This is a genomic window from Klebsiella terrigena, from assembly GCF_012029655.1.
GTDB classification, from domain to species: Bacteria; Pseudomonadota; Gammaproteobacteria; order Enterobacterales; family Enterobacteriaceae; genus Klebsiella; species Klebsiella terrigena.
The window spans coordinates 2,177,972-2,201,668 of the sequence record NZ_CP050508.1; the positions used below are offsets into that span (position 1 = coordinate 2,177,972).

Consider the following 23,697-nt stretch of genomic DNA (forward strand, 5'->3'; position numbering starts at 1 on the left):
GAAGCAGATGAAAACGGAACAACCGTTGTGGGGTAGGGGCATCATGGTCTCTCCCCAGCACTTCCAGCAACAGGCTGCGTATGCAGCCTGGTCTGCGGAATGCATTGCCCGGCTGGGGCTCAATCATCCCTGGGGGGTGATTGAGTCGACCTTTGAATCGGACATGCTGAAACTCGGTCGTCTACAGGCCCACAGGCTGCATGTCCGTTTTCAGGATGGTTCACTTATTGATACGGACAATGCCGATGCGCTGCCACCGGCGCTGTCGCTGGATGGCGAAGCACATGACACCGTGGTGGTGCTGGCTTTGCCCTTGTTACGCGCTAATGGCGGTAACTGCCTGACACCCGATGAGGTAGCAGATCGCCCGGTTCGTTACCGCCAGCGCTGGCGGGACGTGCGCAACCAGTATGGTGAAGACACCCGCCAGATTGCGGTGATGCAGGCGGAACTGACGCTACGCTTTACTCATCAGAACAACAGTGATTATCTGACCTGCCCGGTGGCCCGTCTGCAGCAGGATTCGCAGGGCATCTGGGCGCTTGATGGCAGCTTTCTCCCGCCGCTGCTACCCGTACAGGGCAGCCGCTGGCTGGTGACCCAGCTTGAACAGCTGATGACCCAGCTGCGAGCCCGTCTGACCCGCCTGATGGCCATGCGCCGGGAAAGCAATGCGCGGATGGCAGATTTTGCGGTGGCTGACGTGTCTCTTTTCTGGCTGCTGAATGCCCTGAACAGCGCGGAGCCGGTACTCGGTCAGTTTCTACGATATCCGCAGAGCCCGGCTGAACGACTGTATCCGGAACTGGCAAGACTTGCCGGCAGCCTGCTTACGTTCTCCCTTGAGCATCAGGTTAGCGCCATTCCTGGCTGGCAGCACGAACAGCTGAGCGTCGTCTTCCCGCCGTTGTTCGACTTATTGGGCGATCTGCTGGAGGCCAGCTTGCCCTCACGGGTGGTGTCCGTTGAACTTGAGTACGATAAGCGCCTGCATTTCTGGCAGGCACGCCTGCACGATCCCCGTCTGCGCGAAGGTGCCGACTACTACTTATCCGTACGCTCCCCCATCCCGGTAGCCCAGCTGCAGGAGCAGTTTCCGCGCCAGTGCAAAGTGGGCAGCCCGGATCACGTCCGCGGTATCGTCAATTCCTCTCGGGTGGGGGTGCCATTGACGCCGCTACGCCATGTACCTGCCGCCATTCCTCTGCGCCTGGAGAATCAATATTTCAGCCTCGATGTGTCTCATCCTCTGGCTGTCGACATGCTCGAAAGCGGCTGCTGTATGTTTTATGTCCCGGGAATGCTCGGTGAGCCTGAACTTGAACTCTTCGCGGTACTGAGAACATGAGCGAGCGCAAACGCGGCATCTCCGCGTCCATCGATATTGATGCGCTGTTACAGGACACATGGCTGCAGGTTATCAGCCTGCGCCACGGCCCAAAATTTCAGGAAGGGGAAGGTCGATTGCTGTGGGAACGCTGTGTTGCGGACGTGGAGCGCGTACAGCGCGCGCTGAAAGAGAGCGAGCTGGATGACGCCAGCTGTCAGCATATTCTCACCGCACAGTGTGCACTGCTCGATGAGGCGGTTAAAGGCCGCGGCGTAGAAGATGACGCCTGCGTACAGTGGTATGACATTCCTCTTCAGGGGCACTTTCTCGGCACCATGGATGCCGGAGATACCCTCTGCGATCGTATGCGAGATGTACTGCGTGAACCTGCACCAGACAGTGCGGTGCTCACCTGCTTTCAGCGCGTCATGATGCTGGGGTTCCTCGGTGATTTCCGGTCGCTGAATGACCCTAAGCGTCAGAAACTGATACAGGCATTCGCTGACCATGTCTTACCGTTCAGCTATCCGCAGACCGATCGGCTAATGGTAGAAAGCCGTGCACATCGGGTGATGGAGCGCTGGCTATCACTATGGCCTGTACGCATCGGCGTGAGTGCTCTGGCGACCGTTGGCCTGTGGTGGGCACTGAACTCCTGGCTCGAGCGGATGCTGACAACCCTGTTGCCTGGGGTGGCGAAATGAGTCTGGCGCAACGGCGCGGGCTTGCGCTGTGGGCGGCACTGCTGAGCGCCGTCGTGTGCCTGGGGTTTTTGCCGGCGTCCCGGTTGATTTCCGTTCTTGTGCTGATGGTTGCCCTGGGGCTGATTGCGATAATTGGCTACGTTACAAGGCGTCGTTGCGAGCAGGACGTGGCCCTGCGGTTGGATAATCTTCCTGAAGCGACCTATCGCCAGCCGGTGGTGCTGGTCTGTGGCGATCTGCCGCAAACCTGGCCAGAACGGTCTCAGGTGCTGACCGTCACGCAGGGATGTTGGATCAAGGTTGAAGAGCATCAGAACCTGGCGCAGCTGACGCGGCAGCTGCTATGCCAGCGTCCGAACTGGGGGCGTCAGCTCGCGGTGATGGTCAACGTCTGTCCGCAGCAGCATGCAGACAGCGAAGCCCTGACCAGTCGTTTGCTGACTCTGCGCTGGTACATCAGCCAGCTGCGCCGTGAAATCGGGCATTCGGTACCGCTGCTCCTGAACGTCCAGGCCGGCAGCGCGATGATGACCGACATGCTTTGGCAGGCTGCCGTTGCAGAGGAAGGGATCCGCGTATGGCGGGAGTCCTCAGTCCCCAGCCCCACTTCTGCGTGGGTCGCGACAGGTGGCACGGTGGCCATGCAGCAGCAGGTGCTGATGAACAGCCTGATGACCTGGTCGCAAAGCCACGTCAAAGCGGTGTTTATCGATAAGAATCCGGATATCCCGGCAGTTGCACCCGCTGCAATGTTATGGGGTATTGGGCCGATGGTTTCCGCTAGCCTCACTAACTCCATCTGGATCGCCTGGCTGACGCGGCACACCGCCATACAGCAGGCTGCTGGCTGGCTGCCGGTGGGGGCTGACAGCACGACAATACCGCTATTCCCGGACTTTATTCTCCCGCTCTTACCGGAAAGCCAGGGCCTCACGCCTCATGGCCGCGCCTGCCGCTGCGCACTCGGGCTTTTCACCCTGGCAGCCATCGTGGCTCTGCTCAGCAGTGGCTGGAACAATCGTGAGCTGTTGAACCGTTTGAGTTTCGATGTCGCCCACTACTATCGACTCTCCATGGATGACTACGGCCCCAAAGCCGAAGCAGTCAAGGTATTACGTCAGGATTCCGCTCAGCTGGATGGCTGGGCGCGCAACGGCGAACCGCTACGGATGAGCCTTGGCCTGTACCAGGGTGAACGGTTACGTATGCCGGTACTGGATGCGATCCGCTCGTATGTGCCGCCACCACCAAAACTGAAGGCAAAGCTAGCTACACCACCAAAAATTAGCCGTCTCGACAGCATGTCGCTGTTCGATTCCGGCAGGTTCGTACTGAAAGCCGGCTCCACCAAAATGCTGGTCAATTCGCTGGTTGGCGTCAGGGCTAAACCGGGCTGGCTGATCGTGATAGCAGGACATACCGATAACACCGGCAATCCACAACGCAATCAGACGCTGTCCCTGAAGCGTGCCGAAGCGGTGCGCGACTGGATGCGGGATACCGGCGACGTGTCGGAAAGCTGTTTTGCGGTGCAGGGCTACGGCGAAAGCCGCCCGATCGTGACCAACGACACGCCGGAAGGCCGCGCGCTGAACCGCCGTGTCGAAATCAGTCTGGTACCGCAGGCGAACGCCTGCCAGATACCGGGCACCCCCCAGGCGTCATCGCAGGATGATGGCGCATCACAACACAATGGAGAGTAATTCATGGCAATTCCTGTTTATCTTTGGCTGAAAGACGACGGCGGTGCGGATATTAAAGGTTCCGTCGACGTGAAAGATCGTGAAGGCAGCATCGAGGTGGTGGCGCAGGAGCATAACCTCTACATCCCAACCGACAACAATACCGGCAAGCTGACCGGCACCCGCATTCACACGCCTTTCCTGTTCACCAAGGAGATCGACTCCTCCAGCCCGTATCTGTACAAGGCGGTGACTACCGGCCAGACCCTAAAATCTGCCGAATTCAGATGGTACAAAATCAACGACGCGGGCCAGGAGGTGGAGTACTTCAACACCAAACTGGAAAACGTCAAGCTGGTGAAGGTCGCGCCGAAAATGCACGACATCAAAGACCCTTCCTACGAAAAGCATAACCACCTCGAGCAGATCGAGCTGCGTTACGAAAAAATCACCTGGACCTACAAAGACGGCAACATCATTCATTCCGACTCCTGGAACGAACGCGCCACCGCGTAAGCCCGATGCGGATGGGGCAACCTGTCCGCAGTTTTGCTGAGTATCTGCCCGGCGGGTACTGAGTAAAACATCCCGTAAACGAAAATCTGACCTGATGCGCTTTAGGTTCCTTACGACAAGGAAAAGCGATGGGCGGTAGCGTGCCTGAAGGTCCCCAGACAGCGAGTTCAAGAACATGGAAAATCCGGCAATCCTTCTGCGACGTCTCAACCCCTACTGCGCCCGTGCGATGGAAGGGGCTGCCTCCCTGTGCCTCACGCGAGCGCATGCTGAAATTCTGCCGGAGCACTGGCTGCTGAAACTGTTGGAGCAGGGCGAGGGTGATCTCACGGTACTGGCACGTCGCTATGAATGGGATATGGACGCCCTGTGGCAGGATTTGCTCGGCTGGCTCGATACGCTGCCGCGCTCGGTACGCAGCCGCCCGCAGCTGGCCGATAGCACCCAGACCCTGATGCGCGAAGCCTGGATGCGGGCCTCGCTGGCCGGCGAAGAACGCATTCGCGGCGTGCATCTGCTGATGGCGCTGGTGGATCAACCTAAGATGGTACGCTGCGACGGCCTGTGGCCGCTGCTGACGCTGGGGCAGAGCCAGCTGCAGCGCCTGCGCCCGCTGCTCGATACGCAGTCCGACGAACGCCCGGAAGCCCAGCAGGACGCGGAGTTGGCGCAGAACGGCGGGGAGGTGCAGTTTGTCGGTCGTCCGGTCGGGGCCGGGATAAAAGAAGGTGAGCTTAATCCGTTGCTACAGAGCGCGCTGGATAAATATACCCTCGACGTCACCGCCAGGGCGCGCGAAGGCAGCATCGATCCGGTATTTGGTCGTGATACGGAAATCCGCCAGATGGTGGATATTCTCTCCAGACGCCGCAAAAACAACCCGATCCTGGTCGGCGAGCCGGGCGTGGGCAAAACGGCCCTTGTGGAAGGCCTGGGGCTGCGCATCGCCGAAGGTAACGTACCTGAGCCGCTGAAAGCCGTCAGCCTGCGCACCCTCGACCTCGGCCTGCTGCAGGCGGGGGCCGGCGTGAAAGGTGAATTTGAGCAGCGTCTGAAAAACGTCATCGACGCCGTACAACAGTCGCCGACGCCGGTCCTGCTGTTTATCGACGAAGCGCACACCATTATCGGCGCCGGCAATCAGGCGGGCGGCGCCGATGCGGCCAACCTGCTGAAGCCCGCGCTGGCGAGGGGGGAGCTGCGCACCATCGCTGCCACGACATGGAGCGAATATAAACAGTACTTTGAACGCGATGCGGCGCTTGAGCGTCGCTTTCAGATGGTGAAAGTCGATGAGCCGGATGACGATACCGCCTGCCTGATGCTGCGCGGCCTGAAGTCCCGCTACGCCGAACACCACAACGTCCACATTACCGACGACGCGGTACGCGCTGCGGTCGCTCTGTCACGACGCTATCTTACCGGTCGTCAGCTGCCGGACAAAGCGATCGATCTGCTGGATACCGCGAGCGCCCGCGTGCGTATGAGCCTTGAAACCGTACCGGAACCGCTGACCCGTATCCGCGCGCAAATTACGTCTCTTGAAATGGAGAAGCAGGCGCTGCTGGAGGATATCGCCGTCGGCAATCATGCGGATGGCGAACGCCTGGCCATGATTGAACAGGAAGAGGTGCGCCTGATTGTCGAACTCGATGAGCGGGAAACTCAGTACGGACAGGAGCTCAGGCTGACGGAGCAACTGCTGGAGAGTCGTCAGGATATCTCCTTACAGGGTGAAACGCATAAACTGCAGCAGCGGCTGCAGGACATTCAGCAAAGCAGTCCGCTGTTTTCGGTTGATGTGGATGTTCGCACCGTCGCCAACGTCATTGCCGACTGGACCGGCGTCCCGCTCTCCTCGCTGATGAAGGACGAGCAGACCGAACTGCTGAACCTTGAAAGCGAAATTGGTAAACGCGTGGTGGGGCAGAATGCGGCCCTCAACGCCATCGCCCAACGATTGCGGGCCGCCAAAACCGGGCTGACGGCTGAAAACGGCCCGCAGGGGGTATTCCTGCTGGTAGGCCCGAGCGGCGTTGGCAAAACCGAGACCGCGCTGGCGCTGGCGGACGCGCTGTACGGCGGCGAAAAATCCCTTATCACCCTCAATTTGTCCGAATACCAGGAGCCGCACACCGTTTCCCAACTGAAGGGTTCACCTCCGGGATACGTGGGCTACGGTCAGGGCGGCATTCTGACCGAAGCGGTACGCAAGCGCCCGTACAGCGTGGTGCTGCTTGATGAAGTGGAAAAGGCCCACCGCGACGTCATGAACCTGTTCTATCAGGTGTTCGACCGCGGCTTTATGCGCGACGGTGAAGGACGCGAAATCGACTTCCGTAACACCGTGATTCTGATGACTTCCAACCTCGGCGGCGACCCTATCATGCAACTGCTAGACGACCGGCCGGAAGCTACCGAAGTTGATTTACATGAACTGCTGCGCCCCATTCTGCGCGATCGCTTCCAGCCGGCGCTGCTGGCCCGTTTCCAGACCGTTATTTATCGCCCGCTGGCGGAAACCGCGATGCGTACCATCGTGCAGATGAAGCTGGCGCAGGTCAGCAAACGCCTGCACCGCCACTACGGTGTGGCCACGCATATCGACGAGAGCCTGTATGACGCGCTCACCGCGGCCTGTCTGCTGCCGGATACCGGTGCGCGCAACGTCGACAGCCTGCTCAATCAGCAGATTCTGCCGGTGCTAAGCCAGCAGCTGCTGAGCCATATGGCGGAGAAACGGGAGTTGAACTCACTGCGGCTCGGCTGGAGTGATGATAACGGTGTCGCACTGGAGTTTAGCGAAGCTGGAGGAGTGGCATTATGAGTACCAATCCCAAAACCAGATTCAGCCATAACCACCACCTGCTGGCAGTGAAAGGCTGCGAAGCCGAGCTCGACGTGCTGGCCTTTGAAGGCCAGGAAGCCCTGAGCAGACCGTTCAGCTATCGCATTGAGTTCACCAGCGCCGAGCATGCCATCAGTAAAGAGATGATGCTGATGAAACCCGGCTCCCTGACGCTGCAGGCCCCGGTCGATCAGGGCTTCGGCATTAAGCTGCAGCAGCCGGTGCGGGTGATTCAGGGCGTAGTGACGGGCTTTGAACGCCTCAGTACCTCCGCGGATGAAACCCACTACGCGCTGACGCTCCAGCCGCGTCTGGCGCTGCTCGATCGTTCGCACCAGAACGCCATCTACCAGGATATGTCGGTCCCACAGATCGTCGAAAAAATTCTGCGCGAACGCCATGGCTTCAAAGGGCAGGATTTTTTGTTCTCGCTGAGCAAGGAGTACCCGCGACGGGAGCAGGTGATGCAGTACTCTGAGGACGACCTGCATTTCATTACCCGCCTGCTGGGCGAAGTGGGGATCTGGTTTCGTTTTACCGCCGACACGCGCCTGAACATCGACGTGGTGGCATTTTACGACAGCCAGCAGGGCTACGAGAAAGGCCTGACGTTACCTTCGGTACCGCTGTCGGGCCAGCATTCTAAAGGGGTGGACTCGGTCTGGGAGATGGAATGTCATCACAACGTGGTGCAGCAGCAGGTCAGCACCCGCGACTACAACTACCGTCAGGCTAACGAGGACATGAATGCGCAGGTGGATACCACCCGCGGCGATAGCACGACCTACGGTGATGCCTATCACTATGCGGACAATTATCTCACGCCGGGCAGCGCGTACGACCGCAACCCGGCCGCGGAATCCGGTGCCTTTTATGCCCGTATCCGCCATGAACGCTATCTGAACGGCCAGACGCGGACCCGGGCGATGACCAGTTGCCCGACGCTCTCTCCGGGTATGCTGCTGAAGGTCACGGGCGGCTATGAGGTGGCGGAGACCTTCTGCCAGGGCGTGGTCGTCACCACAATGCATACCCATGCCCGCCGTGATGAAGACTTTGGGGTTAACTTTGAGGGTATCCCGGACAGCGTCGTTTTTGGTTTCCGTTCCGAACCAGGCTCACGCCCGGTGCTGGCCGGTACGCTGCCTGCCCGCGTGACCAGTACCACGGAAAATGACACCTACGGACATATCGATAAAGACGGTCGCTACCGGGTCAACATGTTGTTCGACCGCGACGGCTGGGAGAGCGGATTCGAAAGCCTGTGGGTGCGGCAGTCCCGCCCGTACGCAGGCGACACCTACGGCCTGCACCTGCCGCTGCTGGCGGGCACCGAAGTGGCGATTAGCTTTGAGGACGGCAACCCGGACAGGCCGTACATCGCAGGCGTGCTGCACGACTCGGCCCACGGCGACCACGTCACCATCCGCAACTACAAACGTAACGTCCTGCGCACGCCGGCGAACAACAAAATCCGCCTCGACGACGAGCGCGGGAAAGAGCACATCAAGGTCTCGACGGAGTACGGCGGCAAGAGCCAGCTGAACCTGGGCCATCTTGTCGACAGCGAGAAGCAACAGCGCGGGGAAGGCTTTGAGCTGCGCACGGACAGCTGGGGAGCAATACGTGCGCAGAAAGGGATATTTATCAGCGCTGACGGGCAGGCAAAGGCGCAGGGGCAGGTGCTGGAGATGGGGGCGGCGGTCAGTAATCTGGGTGATGCCCGGGAGCAGATGACATCCATCTCCGGTGACGCACAGAAGGCGACCGCGAACCCGGCCGATCTGCAGGCTCAAATTAAACTGCTGGAACAGCAACTGACAGACCTCAAAAAATCAGTGCTGCTGCTCAGCGCGCCGGATGGTATGGCGCTGACCAGCGGACAACATCTGCAGGTATCTGCTGGCCAGAACCTCATAGCCACTGCCGGTAAAAATGCTGACGTCAGCGTGGTGAAAAACCTGTTTATTGGCGTCGGTAATGCCCTGAGCGTATTCGTGAGAAAACTCGGCATCAAGCTGATTGCGAATCAGGGGCCGGTACAACTGCAGGCTCAGAACGATATGATGGCGCTGCTTGCTCGCAAGGAAATCAGCATTGTCAGTACGGAGGATGAAATCAAAATCATCGCGAAGAAGAAGCTGACTCTGAACGGTGGTGGAAGTTACATCACAATGGATGGTAATGCGATTGAATTAGCCACATTGGGTGATTTCAGGACAAGAGCCGGGCATTATGCCAGACGGACTCGAGCGCAGCACAAGCCTGAAATAACTCAAATGCCGCCAAAAATATATTCATCTTATAATAGAATGTTAAATTTCAAGGATGAAAAAGGAATTCCTTATTCTATGGTTAAATACTTTGTTCTAATGAGTAATGGAACAGAGATTAACGGAGTTACTGATGAGTTTGGGAATACTCAGATATTAACTGCGAAAAATATAGATACTGTTCGGGTTCATTTGATTGTATAAGGGAGTGTATAAATGGATAAATTTAGCGAGGAAACCTCTACTTTCGCCGAGATATCTGGGGTGGATTCTCCTGGTGATATAAATATCACTAATGTTCAGATTGCACGTAAGACCTATATCTTAACTATTGGCTTTGAAGTTAATCATCCTGATGCGTTTGCAGACGGAGTGCAGGATCTATCAATCGACTATGGGCATGCTTTTTTTTATATAACCAAGAATGGTATCGCCACCGTATTTTTCAGCTTTGGACCAAAAGGTCTGGCGGCACCAGGGAAAATTACAGATGAATATTCAGGTGCTAGACCCGGAAATACCAGTTATGGGATAACTGAAGTTACACGACTTTTTAGGTTGAAAATAAGCGAGGAAATGGCAGGGGAAGTAAGAAAATTTACTAATATTTTTACCGAAAAAGTCAATGCAGGCTCAGAGCACTATTATGCTTTTATGAATGATACTTGCGCTGAAACAGCAAGAGATATGTTAATAGAGGGCGGGGTAACTACACCTCCTGGGAGTGGGCCTATCAAAGGCGTGGGGGCAGATGGGTTCACAACAACAGGCAGTTTTGTAAATCCTTATAAATGGTATGACGACTTTTCAAAGGAATATAATGATGGCGGGATAATCTGTTACGGCCCTGAAGGACGTGATAATGTAGATAATGATTTATTTACTCTCTACAACTCATGGGTTCTTCATTCTGGTGATAATGATGTGCTAATATCAACAAGCCAAGAGGGAATTGTTCATGGAGATGTTACAGAGAAGTAGTTTTATTTTTAAGGTATTAGCATTGATTTGGTTTTTAATTATATGGTCTGTTTTTTTTGTGTGTTCGTCAGCGGACGCTGCAAAATTTGATAACTCTAAGGAGAACCAAATGTCATGTAATATTCAAGAGTCAATCCTCCAGGCTATCAGTTCGACAACGAAAATCATTTCGAGAGAAAGCACTATTGAAGAACAGGCAGACAAGTACAAGGCATTTTTCGATGAAGCAACGCCTCATTATCCTAAGCGTGGTCCTGTAGTTAGATATTCACTTTCTCATCATAGAAAAATTGGAATAGACTTTTTAAAAGAGAATAACTCCAACGTCTGGAATTCAGCGTATATTTCTTTTAGGTCTATTCCTGAACATGATAAGTATTACAGTTTGGATTTTATCCAGAAGGCTCAACTAACTTATATGGGAACGTATGAGAAGGAGGGGGTCTATCCTACTGATGATGGTGAGAAGGTTGTTTACAAATTTAAAGTGTTACGTTATAGCTACAAAGATAGTGTTATTGTTGATTTTAACGTGGCTAATGGAAGGATGAATGGGGAAGTTTACCCAATTAATTTTACTCAGGTTCATGTGTATATTAATAAGTAAGCATTCGACGTGTTTCTTTTAAATGGAAATGTGAATTAGTTTATATGAGGGCATTTAATTGATATTTTTCTTGATTGGAAAGTAAAAGGTAATAGTATCCCCAGTAAATTAATTGAGCGTGTCATTGTATGCATGATATTCAATTTGTTGAGGTGCTTAGGTTATTTTGATTGTGTTTTAATACTTATTGTGTTCGGTTGCGTCGGCACTCACCTAACAGTTCTGCCTGAAAAAATGTTCTTGAAACTGCAACAATTAATCACAAGTGCCAGGCTGTCATTGAAATAAAAGGTGGGGCTGTTAATGAATTCATTGTATCGGTAAGTATAACACCGAACGATTCAGGGTTGGTATGGAATCCGGAAGAAGTAAAGTACACTTTTGGTGGAGAATATAGGGTAAACAAAAATTACCATCGCATTATCATATCTGGTATCCAGAAAAAAATCAGTTGATTATAGCGTAACTGTTTCTGGGTTTACTCTTGGCATAATGTATTCCGGTAAAGATTCTCATAATAAATATACGATAAAGATCAATTAGTAACTAACTTTCTTAATCCACGCCTGGTCTTTCAAAACATAATTTCTCAGCCGATGCGAAGGAATACAATGAGCAACAATCTTCCTATAAGATTCAGCCATAACCACCACCTGCTGGAAGTGAAAGGCTGCGAAGCCGAACTCGACGTGCTGGCCTTTGAAGGCCAGGAAGCCCTGAGCAGACCGTTCAGCTACCGCATTGAGTTCACCAGCGCCGAGCATGCCATCAGTAAAGAGATGATGCTGATGAAGGCCGGTTCTCTGACGCTGCAGGCTCCGGTCGATCAGGGCTTCGGCATTAAGTTGCAGCAGCCGGTGCGGGTAATTCAGGGCGTAGTGATGGGCTTTGAACGCCTCAGTACTTCCGCGGATGAAACCCACTACGCGCTGACGCTCCAGCCGCGTCTGGCGCTGCTCGATCGTTCGCACCAGAGCGCCATCTACCAGGACATGTCCGTCCCACAGATCGTCGAAAAAATTCTGCGCGAACGCCATGGCTTCAAAGGGCAGGATTTTTTGTTCTCGCTGAGCAAGGAGTACCCGCGACGGGAGCAGGTGATGCAGTACTCTGAGGACGACCTGCATTTCATTACCCGCCTGCTGGGCGAAGTGGGGATCTGGTTTCGTTTTACCGCCGATACGCGCCTGAACATCGACGTGGTGGCATTTTACGACAGCCAGCAGGGCTACGAGAAAGGCCTGACGTTACCTTCGGTACCACTGTCGGGCCAGCATTCTAAAGGGGTGGACTCGGTCTGGGAGATGGAATGTCATCACAACGTGGTGCAGCAGCAGGTCAGCACCCGCGACTACAACTACCGTCAGGCTAATGAGGACATGAATGCGCAGGTGGATGCCACCCGGGGCGATAGCACCACCTACGGTGATGCTTATCACTATGGGGACAATTATCTCACGCCGGGCAGCGCGTACGACCGCAGTCCGGCCCCGGAATCCGGTGCCTTTTATGCCCGTATCCGCCATGAACGCTATCTGAACGGCCAGACGCGGACCCGGGCGATGACCAGTTGCCCGACGCTCTCTCCGGGTATGCTGCTGAAGGTCACGGGCGGCTATGAGGTGGCGGAGACCTTCTGCCAGGGCGTGGTCGTCACCGCAATGCATACGCATGCCCGCCGTGATGAAGACTTTGGGGTTAACTTTGAGGGTATCCCGGACAGCGTCGTTTTTGGTTTCCGTTCCGAACCAGGCTCACGCCCGGTGCTGGCCGGTACGCTGCCTGCCCGCGTGACCAGTACCACCGAAAATGACACCTACGGACATATCGATAAAGACGGGCGCTACCGGGTCAACATGTTGTTCGACCGCGACGGCTGGGAGACCGGGTTCGAGAGCCTGTGGGTGCGTCAGTCCCGCCCGTATGCTGGCGATACTTACGGCCTGCACCTGCCGCTGCTGGCGGGCACCGAAGTGGCGATTGGCTTTGAGGACGGCAACCCGGACAGGCCGTACATCGCCGGCGTGCTGCACGACTCGGCCCACGGCGACCACGTCACCATCCGCAACTACAAACGTAACGTTCTGCGGACGCCTGCGAATAATAAAATCCGCCTCGACGACGAGCGCGGCAAAGAGCATATCAAGGTCTCGACGGAGTACGGCGGCAAGAGCCAGCTGAATCTCGGGCATCTGGTCGACAGTGAGAAGCAACAGCGCGGGGACGGTTTTGAACTCAGAACCGACAGCTGGGGCGCCATCCGGGCACAGAAAGGGATGTTCGTCAGCGCTGATGGTCAGACGAAAGCACAGGGCCAGGTGCTGGCGATGCAGCCAGCGATCAGCAATCTGGGTGATGCCCGGGAGCAGATGACATCCATCTCCGGTGACGCACAGAAGGCGACCGCGAACCCGGCCGATTTCCAGGCGCAGATCAAACTGCTGGAACAGCAGCTGACAGACCTAAAAAAATCAGTGCTGCTGCTCAGCGCGCCGAATGGTATGGCGCTGACCAGCGGACAACACCTGCAGGTATCGGCCGGTCAAAACCTGATCGCCACTGCCGGTAAGAATGCCGACGTCAGCGTGGTGAAAAATCTGTTCATCGGGGTGGGTAATTCCCTGAGCGTGTTTGTCCGTAAGCTGGGGATCAAGCTTATCGCGAACCAGGGACCGTTGCAGGTACTGGCGCAGAACGACCTGATGACTCTGCTTGCTCGTAAGGAAATAAGTATCGTCAGCACGGAAGATGAAATCAAAATCATCGCGAAGAAGAAGCTGACGGTAAATGGCGGCGGGAGTTATATCACTCTGGATGCAAGTGCCATTGAATCTGCGACGATGGGTGATTTCAGAACAAGGGCCGGGCATTATGCCAGACAAACGCGAGCGCAGCATAAGCCTGATATTTCGCCTTTAGCCACTCCTATAGATGATGGCAGCCATAATATTCGTTATCTGTGTGCAGATGATAATGGAACACCGATGCTGAATACTCCTTATAAGGCATTTCTGGCAGATGGTTCAGTGTTAGATGGTGTCAGCGATAGCGAGGGGTATACGAAATTGTTTACTTCTGCTCAGGCTCAGGATGTACTGCTGCATATGTTGCCGGGAGCTATCAATGCCTAAGTATAACGTTTACACAAAAATTGAATCGAATGTTCCAGCATCAAACCTGTTTTACGATCTCTATGTATATAGAACTGATGCCAATAATAAAAAGTATGTTCTGTTATCAGTGTCGGAACAACCAATAGATCCTAATTATTATACCCAGTCTCATGATACGAATGACACGGATGATGATTTATCGGTGTTCTACATTATAGAAATTAATTTGTACCGTAAACACGGTGGAAAGCTGATTTCGGTGCTTTCATCCCCGGCGAAAAAAATGTATACACTTGGTGAAATAGCCTTTGGGAAAGCATATTCTAAAGATAAACGTGAAAACGTTTGTTATTTTGAGACTAAAGCTCAGACAAAGCCCGTTAATGATAAGGGGGAGGGCAATATACATCATGTGCAAATTACGTGTATTCCAAGGTTTTTTGTCGCACTGGAGCATCCAATAGGAGATCCATTAGATCCCTTTACGAAGAATAATATAAAAAGTGAACTCGATACCAGAAGGGCTGCTTCCCTATTAGGCCCTGAAGGGGAGCATTATCCAAACCAGTATTACTCGATGCTATGTGGCCCTGCAGCATTTTATTATTGTTTAATGATGGATCGATATGATGTTTATGAGCAACTGGTCTGGGATCTATGGAATCATGGAAAAGCAATGCTGGGCTCTTTTTTACTTCAGCCAGGCACTAGCACGATGAAAGTGGACGATTTATTTTCAGGGGCGAGTCATCCTCGAGTTTCCGCAATTGATTGGATAACAATGGCCAGCTTGCGTGACTCATCTAATAATTTGTTAAAATATGAATCAGTTGGAGATAAGGTATCTGCAATTACATTATGGGGTGATATTGAAAAATGGATGCTGAATGTAGGTGCGCAGAAGATATTTAGCAATATAAGTTTGTATCATAGCAATGTAAGCGATATTTGTAAGTTAAACTCATTAATGAGTAATGATGTCCATGTTTTAAGTTTAATATCTGCGGGCATGCTCCAACAAGGCGCAGATGTTCCATTCAAAGATCATTGGATCGTTTGGGGTGAAAAGTTAAAATTAGTAAATGGTGGAAGAATTACTAACGAAACTAATTTAGAAGAACTTGTCTCTCTGAGACTTTTTTCATGGGGTGAAGTTAAAGATAATTCGCTGCGAACATCATTAACATTAGGTGATTTTCTAAACCATACTTTTGGAGGGATGGTATTTACAAAAATACCATAATTAAAGTGAATAAATATTGTGCAGCTTTTGTTTTTTTATTTTTAAATGGGTGTAGTAATCAGATTGTATTCGAACCCAATAAGTTGCCTGAAGCACACGTTGGTCAGGAATATTATGTTCCAATTAGCATCTCTGGAGGTACAGGGCCGGTTGTTGATTTGAACTATGAAATACACCCGTCAAATTCGGGGCTAAAGTTAGTGTTTGCTGCAAAGAAATATTATACGGAATATATATATAATAACTTTACCATACAAGGTGTGCCTGAAGCACAAGGGATTATAACAATCAATATGAAGGGAGGTGTTGTTGCTAGTGCTGGGCAAGGCTTTGAAAGAAAATATGAAATTAATGTATTAAAATAAATGGATGATAAGAATTTAGTTCATATGCTAAACAAGGGGGCAGAGTTGTAACTCTTATATATATGCAGGGATATTAAAAGGATGGGGGGATGGTGACTCATCGTCAAAGAGTTGCTGGATGGTTTGGGATGAATCAGTATATTTCGTTGTGGAATGGTGGCTTCTACTACAAATGAGAAGAACAGACTAGGGATTGGGTGCGTAAATATAAACATCTGTGCGACAGCACTACAGGAAATATCGGTTGGAATATGAACAGACCAGAAAATTCTGGTCTGTCGGAAGCGCAACTTTATATTCGTGATCAACCGACATACAGGCGGGGAACGGTTGGGCAAAGTGCTCATGATCGCTGGGTCTATTCTGGATTATGTTATGCCGATACAGTTTTTGAGAGATATTAAAATGAAATCATCATGGTTATTTTTAGTATGCCTGGCTTGTACGGCAGGAGCATCTGAAATAAAAGAGTTGGATCGTTGGAGTCCGCTTGTAATAGAAAGTGTTAACATTGCACCTGATAAATATCTCATATCAATCCATAGCGATCGAAAAATTCATACAATCGCAGGAAAGAAATATTTTTTACTGATAAAGGGTTATGAATCTCGCCCTGGCTATCCATTAGGACGATGCGGGGCTGGTCAAGAAATATATGCTGATATATATCAGGTTAATAATAAAAAAACAGTTAAAGTACAACGTGTGATGATTGTCAGTTGTCGGGGTTCTATTGAACAGCTTAGTCGAGGAGAAGAGGGTGACTTTTCATCAATAACCTGGACTGAAAAAGGGGTCACTTTTGACTGGATATTACCTCCGAATTTCACAAATCTAAAGGCTCAGCTGAATCTTGATTCTGACGCCCCTGAACTGGTCTTTTTACCCTGACTATGCCGGTAAATCTTAAAATCATTCCCCCCACAGCTTGGCGCCCGACACCCATTCATTTCGGCTACTGGTTTTCGGTTCTGGGGGCGCTGGTTGCTGTGGCTACAATAGCGGGTCTGGCATTTGATCGGCAGGGAGAGAGTATAAAACTTTGGATACTCTTTCCTGCGGGCATCGTGCTGGTTTGGTTACTAGTGTTTGTTCTGAGAGTGCTGTTCTGGCTTTTTCAGCATAATCATGCTGATGGATGGGACAGAAAGCGTGAGGAAACATTATTGCGGGAAACCCGACGGGGTCGCCGGGGGCTCCAGATCCTGCATATAGGCGTGGATATTCCGTTACCAGAGGAACCGGGGCATTCTCCGGTGACATTGTTAATGGAAGGGCCCTCAATACTCAAAAGCCAGGTCGGCCGTGGTCGGGAAGACTATTGTTTACATACATTTTTCCCAATCCCTCCGATGGTGCAAGAGAGTGATGATTCACTGGAGCCCGAACAACAGGATCTGGTGGTATTTCAGGCCCGGCTGCAGAAGCTGCTTGCTGATGTTGTAATCGCACTTGTACCGTTTTCCCCGAAACAAACGATCTCAGTGCTGTTTGAGGTCGACACCTCTATTTTGCCACGTCGTTTTATTCCGGCCTGGCACGAAAGCCTGGGGGAGGCCGGCATCGTACAGCCGATTGAATATGTTGATGGTCACGGTGCGCAGTTTATTGATGAGTGGCTTGATAACCGCATCAATGACAGATCACTACTGCTCGTCATTGCTGCTCAGGTCGCACCTGAAATTCGTCAGGGAAGTGCAGAGGCAATGGTGGCGTTGCTGCTTGGTAATAGACTTACGCAGAACACGATACCGCCACTGGCTTGGTTACACCGCCCGGAACGGGCCGTTCCACAATTGCTTGAAGAAGCCATAGAGCAGGCTGCTGACTGGGCACCCCTGGAGGCTGGGCAGGTTAAACACCTCTGGCTCAGTGGTCTGACGTTAGAGGAGGCTTCCGCCGTTATCCCGGTGATGACTATACCGCTTCTTTCCGGCGTACCATCACCGGCAGGCCGTCATAACACCGACCTTGTTATAGGACATGCTGGTTGCGTGTCCCCATGGCTGGCCGCAGCCATGGGGACACTTGCTGCGCAGCAGACCGGCTCCGCACAATTGGCGATCAGCGCCGATGATGTCACCGGGACACTCTGGATACAGGCTATTACACCGCGTGCGAGTCACCCTGACACCGTGGCTGCGAGAGCACAGCATGGTTGACGGCCATGGTTAAGTGCTGATTGTCGGGGATGATCTTAAAACGGAGTCGGACACAGGAAGAAATGGATCTGCATGCTCTGGCTGAATGGGGCCGAAGACGGCGGAAATGACGTTATGCACAGACAGAAGTGCGGAAATGGATGAAAGTAAAAAAGTAAGGACAGAGTGATGGCGGTTGGACATTTTTTGTTTCAGGACGATAAAACAAGCTGCGGCGGGGTGATCACAGAAGGAATGCCCGATCACATGCATTTCGGGAGATTGCAGGCCTGCGAGGAGCACTGCGTAACCTGTGGTAAGCATCCCGGCCTTTTTAAAATCATGGGGGGCTTACCTGACGATTTTATTCATGGCCGCCGTATTGCCGGTACGCTGCACAGCAGAAGCACCTGCCCGTGCCGGGCTGAGTTTATTCCATCGATATATACCGACACATATGAATTTACTCCCCAATAGAGCAAAGGCGGCAATAACCCAAGGATAACCCTGTCAATGTCGGACTATCGGTATTCGCTGCGAGGCCGTACTTCTGATCGTGCCGTGGCCGTTACCACACAATCAATACAACAACTGGCGCACCATTTACTGGGATGCCGTGAACACAAAAATGGAAAGGTCGGGAATATGGCTGTATCCCCCGTGACTTCCGCTAAGGAGGGTGAGGCATGAGGCGATTCCTCTTGCTGTTTAAGAAACCGGAAATTGTATTCTGGCTTTTGGCGTTAATCACGCTGGTCGGCAGTATTGTTGTGGCGGGCATCGTTTACTGGCAGCCTGAAAGGCTACAACTCATTAGGGATACTTCTGCCTGGTATGCTTGGTTGAGCGGTACTGTGGCAGTCAGCATTGCTCTGGTCTTAGTTGGAATCTTTCTGCTCTTTGGTGCTCGCGCTGAAGGCAAGCGTAGTTTCAGCAAAGAACTGCAATGTGCACAGGGTGATGATGTTAAGGTGTCACCAAAGGAAGATGCTGCCCCCGTATCTACTGCTATGACGATCAGTCAACAAATTCGCACTCACCTTCGCCGTCGATATACCTTCTTCTGGCACCACAAAGTCCACCTGCTGCTGGTGACGGGCGACGAAGCCACGATTGAAAAACTGGTTCCAGGCCTGCAGCAGCAGCAGTGGCTTGAAGGCAACCGTACCGTTCTGATTTACGGCGGTAGTCTGACTGCAGAACCGGACAAGGAAAAGTACACCGCGTTACGCAAGCTGCGCCGTGGGCGTCCACTGGACGGGATTGTCCGGGTCATGCCTCAGTCGCTTAACCTGACCCCGCAAATCAGTGACAGCGACCTTCGCGGGCTGGAAAAAATCAGTGAATTGCTGCATTACTCAGCACCTGTCTGGCTGTGGCGGCTGTGTGACAGCAAATGGGCGCAGACAACGCGCACTGAGCAGGCGGTCGGGGCAACGTTCCCGCTGCGTGCAAAAGCTGATGATATTGCCCGTCAGCTCAAGCTGATGCTGCCGTCCCTTCGAACGCAGGGAGTGAGCCAGATCGCGGAAAACAACAGTCACGACTTCCTGCTGCGCCTGGGCCAGGACCTTAAAGACGGTGGCATCGCTCGCTGGACTCAGCAACTGGTGCCATGGCTGGCGGCCTCCCAGCAGCGCGTTCCGCTGCGTGGCCTGATGTTCAGTCTACCAGGGTATAAACCTGTCGATACGTCAGAGGGAGCAGCCGGTGCTGAGACATTTATCCCTGAGTCACAGCGCCATGCGCTGAACCTGCCGTTAACCTGGCAGGGCATTGTGGATGACTGTACCCGCGTGCGTGGCCGCCGTGTCGGTATGGCGTGGGAGCAGACGCTCGCCTGGACGCTGATGGCCATCATCGGTGTTTGGGGAGCGGGGACGCTGCTGTCGTTTACAGTCAACCGCCAGCAGATAGTCTCTGTTGCGCAGCAGACTCATGCTCTGGTGGAGCATCCCTCGGTATCGGATCACCAGCTGACGGCCCTGCATATTCTCCGCAATGACGCCGGTCGCCTGCTGCATCATGTCCGGGAGGGTGGTGCGCCCTGGTATCAGCGCTTTGGTCTGGACCATAACCAGCAGCTACTCGACGCGATGCTGCCGTGGTATGGCGTGGTAAATAATCGCCTGATACGCGATCCGGCGAATGAGGCCCTGACGCAAAAGCTCACCGTGCTGGCTAACTCAGCGCCTAACAGTGACCAGCGTGTCCAGCTGGCGAAACCGGGCTATAACCAGCTTAAGGCCTGGCTGATGATGGCCCGCCCGGATAAAGCCGATGGCGCGTTCTACGCGCAGACCATGAAAGCCGTGCAGCCGACGCGAACAGGCATCTCCACCGGCCTGTGGCAGAGTCTGTCCCCGGATCTGTGGGCATTCTACATAACTGAACTGCCACAGCAGCCACAGTGGAAAATCACGCCGGATGCGCAGCTGATCGGGCAGAGCCGTCAGGTGCTGTTGCAGCAGATTGGACGGCGAAACGCCGAAAGCACGCTGTATGAAAACATGCTCAAATCGGTGCGTCGTAATTTTGCCGATGTTTCTCTGGAAGACATGACCAGCGGTACCGATGCCAGCCGCCTGTTTACCACTGATGAAGTGGTGCCGGGGATGTTCACCCGTCAGGCATGGGAAGGTGGCATTCAGCAGGCCATCGAGAAGGCGGCCAGTTTCCGTCGCGATGAAATCGACTGGGTGCTGAGCGATTCCCGCAAGTCAGTCTCGGCCGATCTGTCGCCGGAAGCGCTGAAAGCGCGTCTGACCCAGCGCTATTTCACCGACTTTGCCAGCAGCTGGCTGAACTTCTTCAACAGTCTCCACTGGAATCCTGCCAACAACATTGCCGACGTCACCGACCAGCTGACGCTGATGAGTGATGTGCGCCAGTCACCGCTGATTGCCTTAATGAATACAATCGCCTGGCAGGGGCAAACCGGCGAGCGGAGCGAAGGCCTTTCGGACTCTATCATCAAATCCGCTAAAGACCTGATGAGCGGGAAAGACAAGCCCATAATTGACCCGTCTGCGTCAGGCCCACTGGGACCACTGGATGAAACCTTTGGCCCGCTGCTGACGCTGATGGGCAAAAGCAAAGGCGGCAATGTGATGTCGGCCGACAGCACCCTGAGCCTGCAAACTTATCTCACGCGAATTACCCGAGTGCGTTTACGCCTGCAACAGGTGGCGAGCGCTACCGATCCGCAGGAGATGATGCAGACCCTGGCGCAGACCGTGTTCCAGGGCAAAAACGTTGACCTTACCGATACTCAGCAGTACGGCAGTCTCATGGCGGCAAGTCTGGGGGAAGAGTGGAGTGGTTTCGGCAATACGATGTTTGTTCAGCCCCTGACTCAGGCATGGGAAACGGTCTTACAGCCCTCAGCCGCCAGCCTTAACGACCGCTGGAGCCGCTCTGTGGTGGCGAACTGGCATACGGCCTTTGATGGTCGCTTCCCGTTTGCGGTCAGCAAAAGCGATGCCTCGCTGCCGATGCTGGCTGAATTTATCCGCAAGGACAGCGGACGCATTGACCGGTTCCTGACCACCGAACTTAACGGTGTGCTGCATAAAGAGGGCAGCCAGTGGGTGCCGGATACGGCGCACAGCCAGGGGCTGACGTTCAATCCGGCGTTTTTGCGGGCGGTCAACCAGCTTAGCCAGCTGTCAGACATTCTGTTTACCGACGGTAGCCAGGGAATCAGTTTTGAACTGCAGGCACGACCCGCATCTCAGGTGGTGGAAACCCGGCTGACCATTGACGGGCAGAAATTGCACTACTTCAACCAGATGGCCGAGTGGCACTCTTTCCGCTGGCCCGGGGACACCTTCAAACCCGGAACCATGCTGACGTGGACTTCTACCAGCGCGGGGGCGCGTCTGTTCGGCGATTATAGCGGCAGCTGGGGCTTTATTCGCTGGCTGGATCAGGGTAAACGTCAGCGGCTCGACCGCAGTCAGTGGATGATGAGTTTTACCGCTCCGGACGGCCGCACCCTGCAGTGGGTACTGCGCTCTCAACTGGGTAATGGTCCGCTGGCGCTTCTGGCGTTACGCAACTTCAGCCTGCCGGAGCAGATATTCAGTGTGGATGCCTCTGCGACCTCTCAGGCTCTGGCAAGTTCGGAGAATTTAGCCATAGATGGAATGGAATAATGACGACATTACAAAGTGTACTTCAGGCCTGCTGCGCCGATGAAAAGACGCTCTTGAGCAGTGCTCGGGCGCACAGCGCTGATTGGGAACGCTGGCTGAAGCCGATTGGCGACAATGAGCCAACCGGAGTGGATCCTGGATACGACGATGATTTTCAGCGTATCCGTGAAGAGATCAACAAACTTTCCGACACTGATACCGGCCTGATTTGCCGGCTGGCGGAAAGGCTGCTGACCGGCACCAGTAAGGATTTACGTATTATCACCTTTTACGTTTGGGCACGTCTGCATCAGGATGGTGAGCTTGGGTTTACGCAGGGACTTGAGCTGATGGCCTCGATGCTGGAGCGGTTTGGCAGCCGATTGCATCCTCTTCGCGATCGCAGCCGTAAGGCTGCCCTGGAATGGCTGGGCAGCAGCCGTGTGACAAACAGTCTGTGTCTGTACCCTGAGGTTGATATGTCTATCATGCAGCGCATTACCGCTGCGCTGTTGCTGGCTGAACAGACGTTCCAGACGTTTGATGAGAAAGCCCGGCCAGAATGGGCAGGACTGTATCTGGCTCTGGATAACAGGCTGGTACAAAGCGGGGGAGCCAACAGTCTGGTGCCACAAACTAGCCGGGAAGAGGGCACGATTGCCGCGTCAGCGCCGGTTATGAACACCGTCACCTCGGGACGAGATTTGCTCGATCAAGCCAAAGTGTTGGCACAATATCTTCGCGATCGGCCGGGAGGCTGGCTGGCCGGGCACCATCTGCTGAAGTGCGTACGCTGGGACACGCTAATGGAACTTCCGCCGCTGGATGCGTCCGGGCGCACCCGCCTGGTGCCACCGAAGCCAGACAACAAAGCGCACCTCAAGCGCCTGTACCTGCAGAAAAGCTGGTCTGAACTGCTGGAGCATACGGACACTTTACTGGCGCAGGGCGTCAACCACCTTTGGCTGGATGTGCAGTGGTATGCATGGCAGGCGCTGGCGAAACTGGATAATGACACTGTACGTGCAGACATCCTGTGCCGCGATCTTAAGGGCTTACTGGCCCGTCTCCCGGGGCTGGAAGTACTGGCTTTCAGTGACGGCACACCTTTCGCCGATGAAGCAACGCTGAGCTGGATAAGCGAAAGCGTGCTCGACGATATGCCCGGCTGGAAAGATGAGCCGGTATCAGCTGCGGTTGCTGGAGGCGATGATGTGCTAACGCTGGAGCCTGAAGTGCTGGCGAAAGCAGACGATGAAGGCATTGAAGCCGCGCTCAACTGGCTTCAGGTGCAGCCGGGTTATACCTCCTCCCGGGACCAGTGGCTGATGCGCCTGTTAATGGCCAGGGTGAGTGAACAGTACGGTAAACACGAAATGGCACTGCATCTGTTGGGCGAACTCGACGGAAGCGCCAGGGTACTCACGCTTGAACAGTGGACGCCAGAGCTAATGTTCGAAGTAAAAGCCCGCAGGTTAAAGCTGTTACGGGGTAGGGCCGGACGCAGTGAAGCAGACAAAACGCGGCTGCAACCTGAAATGGACGCTCTGCTATCCGGGCTTATCTCACTGGATCCTGCTCGGGCAGTTGTACTCTGCAGCGGATGATATTACGCGCATCAAAATAGGTTTGAACTGTTCTATAAATATGGGAAATATTCATAAATTCCGACTTCAAATAATATATTTGATGCTTTTGGCGATGCGCCTGATAAATCAGTGCCCCCCTCAAGAGAAAAACATTGGTATTGGAATTTAG

The 23,697-nt window shown here is 53.6% G+C and carries 15 protein-coding genes and 1 pseudogene; all 16 read left to right on the forward strand.

Going from position 1 to position 23,697, the window contains the following annotated elements:
- The first annotated feature begins 7 nt into the window (after window positions 1–7).
- The 16 genes and pseudogenes from tssK (at window position 8) to tssA (ending at window position 23,546) form a co-directional block, all read left to right on the forward strand.
- Complete coding sequence (gene tssK / locus HCK03_RS10260; RefSeq protein ID WP_167691517.1) at window positions 8–1,348, forward strand: type VI secretion system baseplate subunit TssK; 1,341 nt, start codon at window positions 8–10, stop codon at window positions 1,346–1,348.
- A complete protein-coding gene (tssL, locus tag HCK03_RS10265; protein WP_167691518.1) occupies window positions 1,345–2,034 on the forward strand; it encodes a type VI secretion system protein TssL, short form in 690 nt (229 codons plus the stop codon). The genes tssK and tssL overlap by 4 nt, the downstream gene beginning before the upstream one ends.
- Window positions 2,031–3,737, forward strand: coding sequence for an OmpA family protein (locus HCK03_RS10270; RefSeq protein ID WP_167691519.1), 1,707 nt, complete (start codon window positions 2,031–2,033; stop codon window positions 3,735–3,737). Before tssL ends, HCK03_RS10270 begins: the two co-directional genes overlap by 4 nt.
- A 3-nt stretch (window positions 3,738–3,740) precedes the next feature.
- Entirely contained in the window at window positions 3,741–4,232 is a 492-nt protein-coding gene (gene hcp, locus HCK03_RS10275; protein ID WP_041146130.1) for a type VI secretion system effector Hcp, read from the forward strand.
- Between the two features lie 175 nt (window positions 4,233–4,407).
- Entirely contained in the window at window positions 4,408–7,059 is a 2,652-nt protein-coding gene (tssH, locus tag HCK03_RS10280) for a type VI secretion system ATPase TssH (protein ID WP_167691520.1), read from the forward strand.
- A complete protein-coding gene (locus HCK03_RS10285; RefSeq protein ID WP_167691521.1) occupies window positions 7,056–9,557 on the forward strand; it encodes a type VI secretion system Vgr family protein in 2,502 nt (833 codons plus the stop codon). The genes tssH and HCK03_RS10285 overlap by 4 nt, the downstream gene beginning before the upstream one ends.
- Before the next feature lie 12 nt (window positions 9,558–9,569).
- Window positions 9,570–10,334 (forward strand): hypothetical protein, encoded by a 765-nt coding sequence (locus HCK03_RS10290; RefSeq protein ID WP_167691522.1) that lies wholly within the window; start codon window positions 9,570–9,572, stop codon window positions 10,332–10,334.
- A complete protein-coding gene (locus tag HCK03_RS10295; RefSeq protein WP_167691523.1) occupies window positions 10,312–10,941 on the forward strand; it encodes a hypothetical protein in 630 nt (209 codons plus the stop codon). Before HCK03_RS10290 ends, HCK03_RS10295 begins: the two co-directional genes overlap by 23 nt.
- Before the next feature lie 611 nt (window positions 10,942–11,552).
- Window positions 11,553–14,072 (forward strand): type VI secretion system Vgr family protein, encoded by a 2,520-nt coding sequence (locus HCK03_RS10300; protein ID WP_167691524.1) that lies wholly within the window; start codon window positions 11,553–11,555, stop codon window positions 14,070–14,072.
- Complete coding sequence (locus HCK03_RS10305) at window positions 14,065–15,297, forward strand: hypothetical protein (RefSeq protein ID WP_167691525.1); 1,233 nt, start codon at window positions 14,065–14,067, stop codon at window positions 15,295–15,297. Before HCK03_RS10300 ends, HCK03_RS10305 begins: the two co-directional genes overlap by 8 nt.
- A gap of 5 nt (window positions 15,298–15,302) precedes the next feature.
- On the forward strand, window positions 15,303–15,662 hold the full coding sequence (locus HCK03_RS26290) for a hypothetical protein (RefSeq protein ID WP_227699888.1): 360 nt from the start codon (window positions 15,303–15,305) through the stop codon (window positions 15,660–15,662).
- A gap of 375 nt (window positions 15,663–16,037) precedes the next feature.
- Entirely contained in the window at window positions 16,038–16,553 is a 516-nt protein-coding gene (locus HCK03_RS10315) for a hypothetical protein (protein ID WP_167691526.1), read from the forward strand.
- A gap of 2 nt (window positions 16,554–16,555) precedes the next feature.
- Window positions 16,556–17,824 carry a hypothetical protein gene (locus HCK03_RS10320; RefSeq protein WP_167691527.1) on the forward strand — a complete coding sequence of 423 codons (1,269 nt, stop codon included), beginning with the start codon at window positions 16,556–16,558 and terminating at the stop codon, window positions 17,822–17,824.
- A 168-nt stretch (window positions 17,825–17,992) separates the two neighbouring features.
- Window positions 17,993–18,265: pseudogene (locus tag HCK03_RS10325) on the forward strand (PAAR domain-containing protein); the annotation flags it as partial.
- A gap of 224 nt (window positions 18,266–18,489) precedes the next feature.
- Window positions 18,490–21,960 carry an ImcF-related family protein gene (locus HCK03_RS10330; protein ID WP_167691528.1) on the forward strand — a complete coding sequence of 1,157 codons (3,471 nt, stop codon included), beginning with the start codon at window positions 18,490–18,492 and terminating at the stop codon, window positions 21,958–21,960.
- Window positions 21,960–23,546 (forward strand): type VI secretion system protein TssA, encoded by a 1,587-nt coding sequence (gene tssA / locus HCK03_RS10335; protein ID WP_167691529.1) that lies wholly within the window; start codon window positions 21,960–21,962, stop codon window positions 23,544–23,546. Before HCK03_RS10330 ends, tssA begins: the two co-directional genes overlap by 1 nt.
- Window positions 23,547–23,697 lie beyond the last annotated feature (151 nt).